The sequence below is a fragment of the Caballeronia sp. GAWG2-1 genome (genome assembly GCF_023631405.1).
Classification (GTDB): domain Bacteria; phylum Pseudomonadota; class Gammaproteobacteria; order Burkholderiales; family Burkholderiaceae; genus Caballeronia.
Window position 1 is genome coordinate 181563 of sequence record NZ_JALQDD010000043.1, and the last position, 14598, is coordinate 196160.

General features: G+C 61.8%; 10 protein-coding genes. 8 read left to right on the forward strand and 2 right to left on the reverse strand.

Features of this window, described 5'->3' with window-relative positions; all coding sequences use genetic code 11:
* Window positions 1-39 precede the first annotated feature (39 nt).
* The 4 genes from NCR98_RS30735 to NCR98_RS30750 all read left to right on the forward strand — a co-directional run bounded on the left by NCR98_RS30735 (window position 40) and on the right by NCR98_RS30750 (window position 4600).
* Complete coding sequence (locus tag NCR98_RS30735; RefSeq protein WP_244831497.1) at window positions 40-960, forward strand: LysR family transcriptional regulator; 921 nt, start codon at window positions 40-42, stop codon at window positions 958-960.
* A 230-nt stretch (window positions 961-1190) separates the two neighbouring features.
* Complete coding sequence (locus NCR98_RS30740; RefSeq protein ID WP_250511285.1) at window positions 1191-2294, forward strand: tartrate dehydrogenase; 1104 nt, start codon at window positions 1191-1193, stop codon at window positions 2292-2294.
* A 3-nt stretch (window positions 2295-2297) separates the two neighbouring features.
* Window positions 2298-3746: an aldehyde dehydrogenase family protein gene (locus NCR98_RS30745; protein ID WP_250528222.1), complete on the forward strand. Its 1449-nt coding sequence runs from the start codon at window positions 2298-2300 to the stop codon at window positions 3744-3746.
* Window positions 3747-3766: 20 nt separating this feature from the next.
* Window positions 3767-4600, forward strand: coding sequence for a Rossmann-like and DUF2520 domain-containing protein (locus NCR98_RS30750; protein WP_250528223.1), 834 nt, complete (start codon window positions 3767-3769; stop codon window positions 4598-4600).
* Between the two features lie 17 nt (window positions 4601-4617).
* Here NCR98_RS30750 and NCR98_RS30755 read toward each other — a convergent pair whose 3' ends face one another.
* Entirely contained in the window at window positions 4618-5010 is a 393-nt protein-coding gene (locus tag NCR98_RS30755) for a RidA family protein (protein ID WP_244831489.1), read from the reverse strand.
* Window positions 5011-5457: 447 nt separating this feature from the next.
* On the opposite strand from NCR98_RS30755, the gene NCR98_RS30760 reads away from it, so the two are divergent.
* Window positions 5458-6945: a SulP family inorganic anion transporter gene (locus NCR98_RS30760; RefSeq protein WP_250528224.1), complete on the forward strand. Its 1488-nt coding sequence runs from the start codon at window positions 5458-5460 to the stop codon at window positions 6943-6945.
* A 78-nt stretch (window positions 6946-7023) separates the two neighbouring features.
* On the opposite strand, the gene NCR98_RS30765 is transcribed toward NCR98_RS30760, so the two are convergent.
* Complete coding sequence (locus NCR98_RS30765) at window positions 7024-8376, reverse strand: glycosyl hydrolase (RefSeq protein WP_250494804.1); 1353 nt, start codon at window positions 8374-8376, stop codon at window positions 7024-7026.
* A gap of 913 nt (window positions 8377-9289) precedes the next feature.
* On the opposite strand from NCR98_RS30765, the gene NCR98_RS30770 reads away from it, so the two are divergent.
* The 3 genes from NCR98_RS30770 to NCR98_RS30780 all read left to right on the forward strand — a co-directional run bounded on the left by NCR98_RS30770 (window position 9290) and on the right by NCR98_RS30780 (window position 14504).
* Window positions 9290-10651 (forward strand): hypothetical protein, encoded by a 1362-nt coding sequence (locus tag NCR98_RS30770; protein WP_244831472.1) that lies wholly within the window; start codon window positions 9290-9292, stop codon window positions 10649-10651.
* Window positions 10648-11982 carry a glycosyl hydrolase family 5 gene (locus tag NCR98_RS30775; protein ID WP_250469559.1) on the forward strand — a complete coding sequence of 445 codons (1335 nt, stop codon included), beginning with the start codon at window positions 10648-10650 and terminating at the stop codon, window positions 11980-11982. The genes NCR98_RS30770 and NCR98_RS30775 overlap by 4 nt, the downstream gene beginning before the upstream one ends.
* 128 nt (window positions 11983-12110) lie before the next feature.
* Entirely contained in the window at window positions 12111-14504 is a 2394-nt protein-coding gene (locus NCR98_RS30780; RefSeq protein ID WP_244831469.1) for a polysaccharide biosynthesis tyrosine autokinase, read from the forward strand.
* Window positions 14505-14598 lie beyond the last annotated feature (94 nt).

Sequence of the window (14598 nt, forward strand, 5' to 3'; positions counted from 1 at the left end):
CCATACTGCGCGGCATGATCCATTCACGGAGCGTCTGGTTTGTTCGATCTCACCTCACTGGCTCTCTTTCTGCGCGCAGTCGAGACGGGGAGTCTGTCGAAGGCGGCGCAGCATTCGCATATGTCCTTGTCGACGGCCAGCCGGCGCATTGCGCTGCTCGAGCATCATTTCCGAGTGGCGCTGCTCAATCGAACTTCGGCGGGCGTCGAGCCCACGCCCGCCGGAGAAGCGCTCGCGCGCCACGGCACCGAGCTGCTGCTCAAGACCGACGCCATCTATAGCGAGCTGTCCGACTACACGAAAGGCTCGGTGGGCCGGGTGCGCGTCTTCGCCAACATCTCCGCGATCAGCCAGGAGTTGCCCGAGCATCTGCGAGCGTTCTCGCAGAAGTATCGCGACATCAAGCTGCATATCAGCGAATTGCGCAGCGCCGACATCTTGCAGGCGTTGCGCGATGGCCGGGCGGATATCGGCGTCGTGACGTCGCAAACGGGCATGGAGGGCATTCGCCTCGCGCCTTATTGCAGCGACCGGATCAGCGTGGTCGTGCCGGAGGATCATGTATTGCAGGGCGACGAGATCGAGTTCGCCGCGCTGCTCGAACACGATATCGTCGCGCTCGACGACAAAGCCGAGGTCACGCGCATGCTGGTCAAGGAAGCGGCGCTGGCGGGCAAGACCATCCGCTTTCGCGTGCAGGTGCAGAGCTTCGAGGCCATGTGCCGGTTGATCGCCGTGGGGCAGGGTATCGGCGTGTTGCCCGAGGGCGCCGTGAAGCTGTTTCTTCAGCCGATGCGCTTGCGCTTCATTCGCCTGACCAATTCCTGGGCCGAACGGATGATGTCGGTTGGCATGCGCGAAGGCGCGGCGGCCTTGCCTACGCGCAGGCTGTTCGACTTTCTGAGTGAGATCGGACCCGCGAGCACGGCGCAACTCGATACCGAGCGCCCCGCGCGCTGAGCCCTTCCGGATTTTCGAAGCCACCGTTCCTCGATTCGCACTTCCGTCGTTCGAATGCGTCCGCTAGATTGGCATTCGACATAGTCCGATGCCCGGGCGCGGCCGCGCTCGCGAGCAAAAGAGACGCAGGAGACAACGCAATTTCCATAGAGGCGCGCCTTGGGTGCGCCCGCCTCCTGTGCCGTCTCGCCGGGCATTCCCGCGTCGCACTTTCGGAGGCTTTGCAAATCATGGCAACAACTCATAACATCGCCGTCATTCCCGGCGACGGCATCGGCAAGGAAGTGATGGTCGAAGGCCTGCGCGTGCTGAAGGCCGTGGCCGCGCGTTACGACATTGCGCTCAATTTCGACGAATTCGGCTCGTGGTGCACGGAGCATTACCTGCAACATGGCACGATGATGCCCGCGAATTGGGACCAGCAGATCGGCAAGCACGACGCCATTTTCTTCGGCGCGGTCGGCACGCCCGACGTCGTGCCGGATCACACCGCCGTGTGGGAATCGATCATCAAGATTCGCCGCGAATTCGACCAGTACGTGAACCTGCGCCCCGTGCGATTGATGCCCGGCGTGCCGTCGCCGCTCGCGAACCGCAAGCCCGGCGAGATCGACTTTCTGGTGGTGCGCGAGAACACCGAAGGCGAGTATTCGTCGGTGGGCGGGCGCATGTTCGAAGGCACCGAGCGCGAATTCGCCACGCAGCAGGCCGTGTTCACGCGCACGGGCGTGGACCGCATTCTCAAGTTCGCGTTCGAACTGGCGCAAAGCCGGCCACGCAAGCAGCTCACGGCCGCGACCAAGTCCAACGGCATCTCCATCACCATGCCGTACTGGGACGAGCGTCTGGCCGAAGCCGCGAAGCGCTATCCGGACATTGAAACGCGCAAGTACCATATCGACATTCTGTGCGCGCACTTCGTGCAGAACCCGGACCGTTTCGATGTGGTCGTCGCATCCAACCTGTTCGGCGACATCCTGTCCGACCTCGGGCCGGCTTGCACGGGCACCATCGGCATCGCGCCTTCCGCGAACCTGAATCCGGAGCGGCGCTTTCCGTCGCTGTTCGAGCCGGTGCATGGTTCCGCACCTGACATCGCCGGGCGCGGCATCGCGAATCCGATCGGGCAGATCTGGTCGGCGGCGCTGATGCTTCAGCATCTCGGACGCGGCGAGGCGCGCTACGAAGCGGCCGCCAAAACCATCGTCGCGGCGATCGAAACCGTCCTCGACAAAGGTCCGCGCACGCCGGACATGGGTGGCGGCGCCAACACCGTCGAAGTTGGCACGGCGATCGCCGATGCCGTCACGGAACACGCACTGATCACGGAGTAAGACATGGAATATCGACACTTCATCGGCAACGCATGGAAGGCGCCGGATAGCGGCGCGACGCTCGATGTCATCGATCCGAGCACGGGCGAGCCGTTCGCTCACATCTCGCGCGGCAACGCCGCCGATATCGATGCTGCGGTCGCCGCCGCGCGCGGCGCGATGGGCGAAGCGCTCGATGGAGCGTGGGCCAAACTCTCGCCGGCCGAGCGCTCGAATCTGTTGTTCGCGTATGCCGCCGCCGTGCTCGAACACGGCGACGAACTCGCGCAACTCGAAGCGCGCGACACCGGCAAGGCGCTCAAGACCGCGCGCACCGACGCGGCCGTGCTCGCGCGTTATCTTCAGTACTACGCGGGCTGCGTCGACAAGCTGCACGGCGAGACCTTGCCCTATACGACGGGCTTCACCGTGCTGACCGTGCGCGAGCCGATTGGCGTGACCGGGCACATCATCCCGTGGAATTACCCGATGCAGATTTACGGGCGCAGCGTCGGCGCATCGCTCGCGGCGGGCAACGCGTGCGTGGTCAAGCCTGCCGAGGACGCGAGCCTGTCGATTCTGCGACTCGCCGAAATCGCCGCGGACATCGGCTTTCCGGCGGGCGCGATCAACGTCGTCACGGGTCTTGGCAGCGAAGCGGGCGCGGCGTTGTCGGCGAACGAGGGCATCGGCCACATCTCGTTCACGGGCTCGACGGTCACGGGCGCGCTGGTCGGACGCACGGCGGCGGAACGTCATTGCCCGAGCGTGCTCGAACTCGGCGGCAAGTCGCCGCAACTCGTTTTCGACGATGCCGATCTCGACGAAGCGCTGCCCGTCATTCTCAACGCGATCATCCAGAACGCGGGGCAGACCTGCTCGGCGGGCAGCCGTTTGCTGGTCCAGCGCGGCATTTACGAAAGCGTCGTCGAGCGGCTCGCCGCGCGCTTCGAGACGCTGCGTTCCGGTCCGCCGTCGATGGACCTCGACATGGGGCCGCTCGTCAACGCGAAGCAGCAGGCGCGGGTGCGCGGCATCGTCGAGCGCGCGGAAGGCGAAGGTATCCGTGTCGCGGCGCGCGGCAAGATCGCGGCGGAGGCATCGCGTAATGGCTTCTTCCAGGAAGCCGTGCTGTTTCGCGACGTGCCGCCGGACAGCCGCCTCGCGCAGGAAGAAGTCTTCGGGCCGGTGCTTGCCGTCATGCCTTTCGACGACGAAGCCGAAGCGGTGCGACTCGCCAACGGCACGCAATACGGCCTCGTCGCGGGCGTCTGGACGCGCGATGGCTCGCGTGGTCTGCGCCTCGCGCGCAAGCTGCAGGCGGGGCAGGTTTTCATCAACAACTATGGCGCGGGCGGCGGCGTCGAACTGCCCTTCGGCGGCGTGAAGGCGAGCGGCCACGGGCGCGAGAAAGGCTTCGAAGCGCTCTACGGCTTCACGAGCCTCAAGACCATCGCCATTCGGCACGGTTGAGGCGCACGCGCTTTCGCATCATGGCGAAACTCAACATCATCGGCGCGGGGCGCGTGGGCGCGACGCTTGGCAATCTGATCGTCGCGAACCGCGTGCTCGATATCGGCGATGTCTTCGATACCGACGCCAAACGCGCCGCCGAAGCGGTCGATTTCATCGGCGCGGGCCGCGTAGCCGAAGACTTGGCCACGATGCGCCCCGCCGATATCTGGCTCTTGTCGGTGCCCGACATGCGCATCGCCGAAGTGGCCGAGCAGCTCGCTCGCGCGCACGAAGGCCGGGGCGCATCGGTGGCGGTGCATTGCAGCGGCGCGCTCGATGCCGACACGCTCGCGCCTTTGCGCGGCATCGGCTGGAGCGTTGCGAGCGCGCATCCCGTGTTGAGCTTCGCCAACCCCGGCACCTCCGTCTTCCAGTTCGAAGGCACGCCATGCGGTCTGGAAGGCGACGCCGCCGCGCGTGGCGCATGGAGCGAGGTGCTGGGCGCGATCGGTGCGCGGTGTTTCGACATCGAGCCGGGCAGCAAGGCGCTGTATCACTCGGCGGCCGTCATGGCGTCGAACTTCTTGCCGGTGCTCGCGGCGATGTCCGTCGAGATGTGGCAAGCGGCGGGCATTCCGGACACGCTGATTCAGGACATGATGCATACGCTTGCGCGCAATTCCGTCGATAACGTGCTTGCCCTCGGCCCGCGCGATGCGCTGACAGGCCCCGCCGCGCGAGGCGACCGCGCGGTGGTGGAAGCGCAGTCGCGGGCTATCGCAGCGTGGGACGAGGTATCGCGCGAAGCCTACGATGCGTTGTCCGTGCTGGCCGCGCGGCTTGGGCGGACGGGAACGGTGCGGGGAAGTTGAGGGCACACGTCAGCACGCTATATCGCCGCGATGCAGTCGATCTCGATATCGAAATGTCCCGGCCACGCAGGCACATTGACGAAGATTCTCGCGGGCGGATTGGGGCCGAAGAATCGTCCGTAGATGTCGTTCACGACCGGGAAAGCGGCGACTGAGGTGCAATAGACGTTGCACTTGAGAACCTGATCCAGCGATGAACCCGCCGTCTCGACGCACAGCTTCAGTTGCTCCAACACGCGTTGGGTCTGCACTTCGATCGATGCTTGCATGATCTCGCCGGTCTGCGGATCGAACGGAGGAAAGCCTGACACGTACACCGTGTCGCGATGACGCGTGACGGCGGAGGTCGGCGCATTCCAGCGCTCGAGCCAGCTTGAAAGCGGTTCGACACGAATGATTTCCCGGCTCATGATGTGTACGCTCAAAGAGTTGTTCATCGAGTCCGCGAAGTTGCTAGCGGCGTGTGATTGCAGTATCGCCGATGCCTGAGTGGAAACGTTTTGAGTTGGAGTGAAGTGTGGAATGTCGACGATTGCATTCAAGCGCATGCTGCATGACATGGCCGGGGCAAGCGCATCACTCGAATTTACGGATTAGGGTAAACTACGAGCCTTCCCGGGCGATCTCCCGCCCACACCGAATTTCTCACGCACCCATGTAGCTTTCCGAGAACCTCCTACCGTTCAGACGGCTTTGCACCTTGGGGGTTCGCGTGTACGGGTGCGTTCGCCTGGCTTGCTTCAGGCGACGTGCTGCCATCTCGTCGATTCGACACCGGCGACTCCGTTCGACACCATCGGCGTTTCGCGCCGGCTTTCAAACGCAGTGCGCCATGTGCGGGCTGCGGAACTCATTCGATGCAGATTCAATCTCTCAAGCAGCAATGGCTCACGCATGTTCCCGCTAATGTGCTCGCGGGCCTCACGTCATCGTTTGCGCTCGTTCCCGAGTGCATTGCGTTCGCGCTCGTCGCGCAGGTGAATCCCTTGATGGGCCTTTACGGCGCTTTCATCATCTGCGCGCTGACCGCCATTTTCGGCGGCAGACCGGGCATGATTTCCGGCGCGGCGGGATCGATGGCGGTCGTCATCGTCGCTCTCGTGGTCGAGCACGGCGCTCAGTATCTTCTCGCTACCGTTATTCTCGGCGGCGTGCTGATGACCGTCTTCGGACTTTTGCGTCTCGGCAAGCTGATCCGCATGGTGCCGCATCCCGTGATGATCGGCTTCGTGAATGGCCTCGCGATCATCATTGCCATGGCGCAGCTCGAGCATTTCAAACGCGCCACACCGCAAGGCGAAGTCTGGTTGCAGGGAACGCCGTTGATGGTCATGTCGGGTCTCGTCGCGTTGACGATGCTGATCGTGTATCTGCTGCCGCGCATCACCAAGGCGGTGCCGCCGGCGCTCGTCGCCATTCTGAGTATCGGCCTGATAAGCCAGTTGCTCGACTTGCCGACGCGGACACTGGGCGACATGGCGCACATCGCGGGCGCGTTCCCGAGCTTTCATCTGCCGACGATACCGCTCGATCTCGATACGCTCAGGATCGTCTTCCCTTACGCGCTTCTCATGGCGATTGTCGGCTTGCTGGAAACGCTCCTGACCTTCAATCTGACCGATGAGATCACCGAAACGCGCGGACAGCCCAATCGCGAATGCGTGGCGCTTGGCGTGTCGAATATCGTATCCGGCTTGTTCGGCGGCATGGGCGGTTGCGCCATGATCGGTCAGACCATGATCAACCTGAGTTCGGGCGGACGCAGCCGCTTATCGGGTGCGACGAGCGGCATCATGATCTTGCTGTTCATCCTTTTCCTGTCGCCGTTTATCGAACGAATTCCTCTCGCCGCGCTTGTCGGCGTGATGTTCGTCGTGGCGCAGCAGACCTTCGCGTGGGGATCGCTCCGTGTGCTCGGTAAAGTGCCGCGTAATGACGCAATCGTGATCGTTGCGGTCACGGTCATTACCGTATTCACCGATCTGGCGATTGCGGTGCTATGCGGCATCGTGATCGCCGCGTTGAACTTCGCCTGGCAACATGCCCGCGAGATTCGCGCGGAGTCGAAATCCGATGAAAAGGGCACACGTACTTACGTATTGCACGGCACCCTGTTTTTCGCATCGACGGCGAATTTTCAGGACCTCTTCGATCCGCAGAACGATGCGGACGATGTCATCGTCGATTGCCAGCATCTGCATGTCGCGGATCACTCTGCAATCGTGGCGTTCGAAACGTTGCAAGACCGCTATCGAAAGGCAGGGAAGCGTTTGCAGTTCGCGAACTTGTCACCGCGTAATCAGCACATTCTTCAGCGCGCGGGCGTTTCGATCGCGAATGCGTGAGACCTTGAAATGCGAAACACCCGGCGGAAGGCATGTTGAACCTTGCGCCGGGTGTTTTGGTACTACAGCAAAACTCGATTACTTCGAAGCCGCCACTGCTGCCTTCATCGTCGAATAGATCGCCTTCTTCGCGCCGCTATTCGTGAGAATGCCGTAGTCGCCGGTAGGATCGTCGTAGAGCTCGTACCACTGGAAGCCGATCACGTTATACGTGCTGCGTGCCGCGTAAAGTTCCGGGACCGTCTTCGTGATATAGGCCTGTGCCTGAGCCGTCGAAAAGTCCATATTCACGCCAATTTCCGTGAACATGATCGGCAGGTTGTACGTGTCGTGCATGATCTTGAGCACGTTGTAGTTGGTGCCGTCCTTGCCCCACGTGTTCTCAGGATCGAGACCGTCCGAGTACCAGTGCAACTGGATGATGTCGGTCTTCACCTTCGGATGTCCCGTCGAGCCATCCGGCTGCACGCCTGTCAACATGCCCTTGTACCAGCCGAGGTACAGGAAGCCCGCCGAAGCCGTGGCAATGACCTTCGTCTGGCCGGCCGTATCCACCGAGCGCCAGCCGTCGTAATAGCCGCGCAGCGCGCCGCGCCAGATTGGCCACGTGGTGTTGTCGTAGTCGGAAACGTTCACGCCATCGTTTGCAATCTTGCGGTTATGCGTGTCGAGGTCGTACTCGTTACCGAACTCGACAACCGGCACGCCCTTGAGCTTGGTCGCGGCGTAAGCGGCCATGGAATACGCATATGCGTAGGCGCTGTCTTCGGTCGGCGTCTTGCCGTTCAGCGAAGGGTCGTCCCACGGATAGGCATCGATCAGCGGCATCACCGTGACACTGGAACCTAGGCCGGGAATGACCTTGTTCGCGAGCGTGTCGATCTGATCGTAACCGTGCACGTCTTGCCGAATGCCCGTCAGGCCGAGGTCGACCATGGTCGAAGCCTGCGTGCTGAGCGGCGTCGACGAATAGACGCCGCCGTAGGCATAGTGCTCGTTGACGCCGAAGAACGGCATGGCTGTCGTAGTCGAACCGGAAGCAGAGCCCGAAGTCGAACCCGCATTCGTCGATGCCGGCGTGCTGGCGGGCGTCGAAGCAGCAGGGCGCGGATCGGCCGAAACTGCCCACGTGTTGTTCTGCCAGACCCACCAGAGCTTGTTCACGTTCTGCTGATAGATCTTGCCTGCGTACCAAAGCAGCGCGATCACGTCCTGCGAGAAGCCGGCTTTCTGATTGGCGCGATACACCACGCCGCTCTTGACCGTCCACACCGCGCCCGACGAGTCGCTGATCGACGTGGCCGGGGGAATGACGGTGCCGCTCACCGAAGCAGGATGCTTGGCGATATCCACCACCGCAACGGGATCGGTTGCGCTGTTGACGACGCTCGACGGCGTTCCGTCACTGCCACCGCCACCGCATGCGGACAAGATTAGGGTGCCTAAATAGCACGAAATTACGACCAGACGATTATTCTTCATTTTGGATAATGGCTCAGTGTGCATTGATTCTGACCGCGCAAAGGGTCTCCCCCGAGTGCCTTGAAGGACCTCGGTAAGCAGTGCTTTGGGAGAGAGAGGCGAATCAGCCTATGCGCCTGGACAATTAAGGCGCGACCGTCATCCGTTTATTGCCGGAGGGGTCATGAGGAATGTTACACAGTTGAAACGTCGTTAAGTACGATAAAAGACGTAACAGCATGTAACCAGTTGGACCAAACGGAAAAACGTACTTTTATAGTACAAAACCGTGAATAAATAATCTGTTTTCCACCCTAAAGTTTGACGCGAAATGATGTTGGCTTTTGAATCGTTTTCAAACCTTTCAATAACGACGAATTCTGTAATCTTCATACGCGATAGCGTCGGCGCGCCATTGTGGCTAAGGCTGTGGCGGAATGCGACAGCGTGCCTTTTCGGTCCGGATATGCGCCGAATTTATTGCGTATTAATCGCCTGCGATCAACCGCGGTTGCAGTCGCGAAACGCACGAAGATAATCGCCCGCATAGACTGCGCACGAGTCTTGTGATTCCCCCTTCAAACCGCTCGCCTAAAAGCTTTAGCCGGGCTTCAACTGGCACCTTGCGATAAGTGGCTTACCGCACGCTCGATGTGCGTGAGAGGCGGTTTGGACCGTGGCGCAAACGTTTAGCTGTCGCCCGCAAATTCATGCGTGCGTACGCGCACAGAGTCACTTGTCGTACAAAGGTAATTTTCGGTCCTGAGACGAGTCCAGCCAGACTTGAATCGACTCTGCGCCAAGCGTGCAAAGAACACGAAGCGGCTGCCGATTTGATCGTGCAACCGACTTTTCCTTCCGACGGACATGCGACGGTCACTCGATGAACAAAGCATCACTAAAAGACAAGCTATGGGTTGCGACGTTCATCGTCGCAGTGGCGAGCGACGTGCTCTCCGGCGTGATCCGCTACTACACGTCGACGATGGGCATGGCGCCCGCCGCGTATCTTCCCAAGGTGCTGATGTTGGGTTGGGTGCTCTACGTCCTTCTCACGCGGCCCAAGGCGACGCACGCGCTCATCGCGCTATATCTGCTTACGCAGACCTTCCTTTCGCTGTCGCACGGCGTCGAGCCTGCCGCAGTCGGATTCTGGCTGTGGAGCGTGACGCCTCTGCTTTTCGCACTCACGGCGTCCCGCGAAACGCTCGCGCTCATGAACGGACGCTCGGCGTTCCTGGGACTGCTCACACTCGCCGCGCTTTGCGGCATCGGTATTCTCGCCAATAGCATGCTGAAGCTGCCTTGGGTGGGCGCAAGCGTATCGGTCGGTGGACACAACGTGACGATGGCCACGTCCTCGTACGTCGGCGTTGCATCGCGGCTGTCGGGATTCGGTCGCGACAGCGCATCGGTGGCGCTCATGGCCGGCCTTCTGACCACGTGGCTTTTGATGCACATCCGCTCGAAGGCGCTGCAGTTCGTGCTGCTCGCGCTCGCCGGCGCCACCATCTACGCCACGACCAACAAGACCGCGCCGGTGTCGCTCGCAATCGTCGTCATCGTGCACATGCTGTTTTCCACGCGCGGCATCAAGCGAGCGTGTCTGTGGGCGAGCGGCTTCCCGATCGTCTTGCCGATCGTCGCATTCTTCGCCGCCTCCGCCTTCAACTTGGCGAGCCGCGGATACGTCACGCTGTCGTCGTTCCAGGATCGAATGATCAACACGTGGCCGCTTCTGATCGAAGGTCTCATGAAGCACGAACGCATCTGGTTCGGTCTCGGGCCAGGCGCGTTCGGCTCGGCCGCGAGCTATTACGAAAGCCCGTTCGGCTTCAACGTTGCGTATGCCGATAACACCGTGCTCTATGCAATTGCGTGCTTCGGTTTCGTCGGCGCGCTGGTGCTCGTCGTGTATCTCGTGCGGCTCATGCTGAATTCGGCGTCGAACGATCGCGCTGCGTGGTCGGTGCTGCTGTATCTCGTCTTCAGCGCGGCGAGCACGGACATCTGCGAATCGATCGGCTGCCTGCTGTTCCTGGGTCTTGCCATCAGCTACCTGCGACAGCCGGCGCTCATGGCTCGACCGGTTGCCCCGTGGTATCCGCAAGCGCCTTCGCGTGGCTATGGCTTTAACGGGTTCGCGCCACAGTCGAACGAACATTGGCTGCAAGCGAGCCGCGCGAACCAGCAGGTCGCGGCACTCGAAGCAAGCCGTCATACGTTCGGAAGGCATTCGTCGTGATCCGGACCAACGTAAGCTTGGCGCGGCGCATCGTGCTTGCCGCGCTCATCTCCCTTTGCGGTTCGCTGCACGCGGCGTCCGCCGCACCGACGCTCGTGCTCGACGGCGCGTCGCAATCGACGGAGCATCCGTACATCGAGTTGCCGGGCTTTGCCGCGTCCCGCGCGAATACGGGCGTCGCCATTCATCAAATCGCCGATCTGCATCTGCTCGATGCCGTGAAGGACGTCGGCTTCTCCTTCGTTCGCACGGACCTCTTCTGGGAAGCGGTGCAGGCGCCGGATGGCTGGCATTTCGGCGGCTTCGACGGTCTCGTCTCCAATCTTTCGGCACGCGGCCTGGGCGCGTTGTTCATCCTCGGCTACAAGCATTACGCCTTCAGCCCGGACCAGCCACCGACCTCCGCCGTGCAATTGAGCGCGTTCAGTACCTACGTGCACATGGCGGCGTATCGCTACCGTAACGCGCCGGTGCGTTTCGAAGTATGGAACGAGGAGGACGACGAGAAGTACTGGCTCGCGCCGCCTTCGCCGCGTGCCTATCGCACGTTGCTTGAAACAGCGGTGACGACGGCGAAGTCGGCCAATCCGCGTGCGATCGTCGCGACGGGCGGCGTGCAACAGATCGATCGCGCATTCATCCGTGCCGTGGGCGACATGAGCGCGACCGCGCGACAAGCCGGCAAGCCGCTCGGTCCCGATGCGGTGAGCGTGCATCCGTATCGACAGCAGAACCCGGAAACCGTGCTCGACGACTATCGAGTGTTGCGCGAAGACCTCAACGGTTATACAAAACGCCCCCAAGTGTGGGCAACCGAATGGTCGTACCCAAGCGTTGGATACGAATATGTGTCTGAGATCAACGACGGCCACGCACCCGAAGCAAGAGCGCGGCAAGCTCGCTACGCGGTGCGGCTGCTGTTGATGAACTGGATCGCGCAAGTCGGACTGACGTCCTACTACGACATGCGCGACGATGGGACGGACCCGAAGGAAATGGAGCACAACTTCGGCTTGCTCGATGCCAACAATGCAAAGCTGCCCGCGTACGACGCAGTCAAGCATTTGTTCGGTTTCACCGCGGGCGAAGTGCACGCTCGCTATTTCATCGATGAGAAAGCGCGCTACGTCGTGCTGAAACTCGATGGCGCGCACGCAACGAAGTACGTCGTGTGGTGTTACGGGAATGGGAACGTGATGGACCTCGATGTATCGCATCTGCCGGCTGATGCGATCGTCACCGATGTATACGGCGTGCCGCACGGGGAACGTGGCACGCTGTCGTTGACCGAAGCGCGGGGACCGGTGTTCATCACCATCGCTTCGAAGTAAGGCAGCAAGGCGCGAATGGACCAGCGCGCCACTTGAAGTTCGATTTCGATCGAATCACATAACGTTAGGTTTGACGGCGGACCTTGCCACTGACGTCACGACTTTTGTTTTCTTGGTTGGGATATAAAATGCTTACATATAATATGCAGCCCGAAATGACGGCGGCTTCGCAACGGGGCGATGGCGTCGTGGACCTCTGGCGCAGTGTCGTGCGTCACAAGACTCTGCTGGGTACGGTAACTGGCGTATGTTGCGCCGCTGGCGTGCTCTACGTCCTGCTCGCCACGCCGCAATATCGCGCCGAAGCGCTCTTGCGCGTGCAGAGCACCAAGGCGGGCACGTCGATCAGCTCGCTGAACGACGTCTCCGGCTCGATGGCGGCAGACGCCTCCGCGAGCGATGAAAGCGATGTCCTGACCTCGCGCTCGGTCGTCACCAGCGCCATCACGCAGACCGGCGCGGATGTCGTCGTCGAAACCGAAAGTCACTTTCCGCTGATCGGCCGCTGGTACGCCTCGCGTCATGCAGGCGACCGCGAACTCGCGCCTGCACCGTTCGGTCTCGATTCCTACGCATGGGGCGGCGAGCGCATGAAGGCCGGCGTCTTCAACATTCCGAGCGCGGCTTATCGCAACAAATTCCACGTGGTCGCCGACAAGGATGGTCAGTGGACACTCTTCGACAAGGACGACAAGCAGCTCGCCAAGGGCCGCGTCGGCGAACTCGTGCCGTTCCAGGTCTCGACCGTCGACGGCCAGGCGCCTGCAGAAGTGCGTATCGACACCTTGCGTGCACGTCCCGGCGTGAGCTTCGAGATCACGCGTTACTCGCAGCAAATGACGCTCGAAAACGTGTTGCTGCGCATGCGTACGTCGATTCCGCCGCGCGATTCGTCGCTGCATGATCCGTCGCTGATCCATCTGAGCTATCAGGCCGAGTCGCCGTTCGACGCGCAAGCGATGGTCAACGCCATCGTCAAGACGTATCAGGAACGCGATGTCGAACGCCGCGCCGCGCAAGCCCAGACGAGCCTCGACTTCCTGAAGAAGCGCCTGCCTGGCCTCAAGCAGGATCTCGAAACCGCCGAAAGCCGCCTGAACGCATTTCGCACGCAGACGGGCACCGTGGACATGGCGCAGCAGAATACCGCGCTCATTACCCGCATGAGCCGTCTCGAAGAGCAGCAGACCACGTTGTCGCTCGCGCTGGATGCCGCGCAGCACAAGTTCCGTCCGGAAAACGAGAACTATCAGAGCGCGCTCACGCAATTGAATCAGGTGAAGCACGAGATTGCCGAGACGGCCAAGACGGCGGCGAACCTGCCGACCGTGCAACGTCAGTACGTCGAACTCGCACGCGATGTCGCCGTCACCACGCAGCTTTACACGAGCGTGCTGACCAACGCGCAGCAGCTCGAAGTCGCTGCCGCCAGCACGCCGCCGGGCGTGGCCGTGGTGGACTGGGCGCTCGCGCCCGAGAAGCAATCGTGGCCGCGCGCGTGGATCGTGTTGCTCGGTTCCATCTTCGGTGGCTTGTTCGTGAGCACGGTGGCGATCTATCTGATCGCGTTGAATCGCCGCGAATTGCGCAGCCCCGAAGAGATCGACAGCTTCTCGGAAATCCCGCGCCTCGCCGTGGTTGCCCGCTCCGCAGCGCAATTGCGCCAGGACGTTCGCGCACTGACGCACAACGCCGCACCGGCCAAGCTGCTTGCCATGACGAGCCCGACCGACCCGAGCATCGAAGCATTGCGCTCCTTGCGCAGCAGCGTTCGTGCAATGCTGAACGGCGTGCCGATGACGGCTCATCCCGCGCTCAATAGCTGGAACCCGATGAACCCGACCGCGCCGATGAACCCCATGTCCACGTTGAGCGCCATGCCTTCGATGAACATGAGCGTGATGAACTCGGGCTATGTGGTCGATGCAGACAACCACGAGGGCAAGATCATCCTCTTCACGGGACCGACGCAAGGTGTGGGCAAGAGCTTTGTGTCGTCGAACTTCGCTTATCTGCTCGCCGAGACGCAGGCTTCGGTGCTCTTGATCGATGCGGACATGCGTCAGGGCCGGCTGCGTCATCTCGTCGACGGACGCACGGGTCCGGGCCTTGCCGAAGTGCTCGAAGGTTCGGCACGCGTCGAAGATGCCATCGTGCGGATTGGCACGAGCGGCCTTTCGATGATGGACGCAGGCGCGCTTTATCCGGAGAACCCGGCAGAGCTGCTTGGACGCCCGGCCTTCCAGGAAATGCTGGCGATGGTGCGTGGTATCTACGACTACATCGTGATCGATTCGCCGCCGGTGCTGCCCGTTGGCGACGCGCAATCCATCGCGATGCAGAACTGCGATCTCGTGCTGCTCGTGTCGCGTGCCGATCTCACTGGCGCACGCCAACTGGAAGAGACGCTGCGCCGCCTGCGCAACGTCGGCGCGAAGATCGGCGGTCACGTGTTCAACGGCTTTGCGCCGGGACGTTACGGCGCGCGCGAAGAGTACGGCTTCACGACGGCCACGCGTTAAGGAAGGGCGGGGCGAACGCCCTGCTCATCACTGGTCTTGCGAAAGGCCCCCCATAGGGGGCGCCTTTCGCATTGGCGGGAACGCTGTGATAACG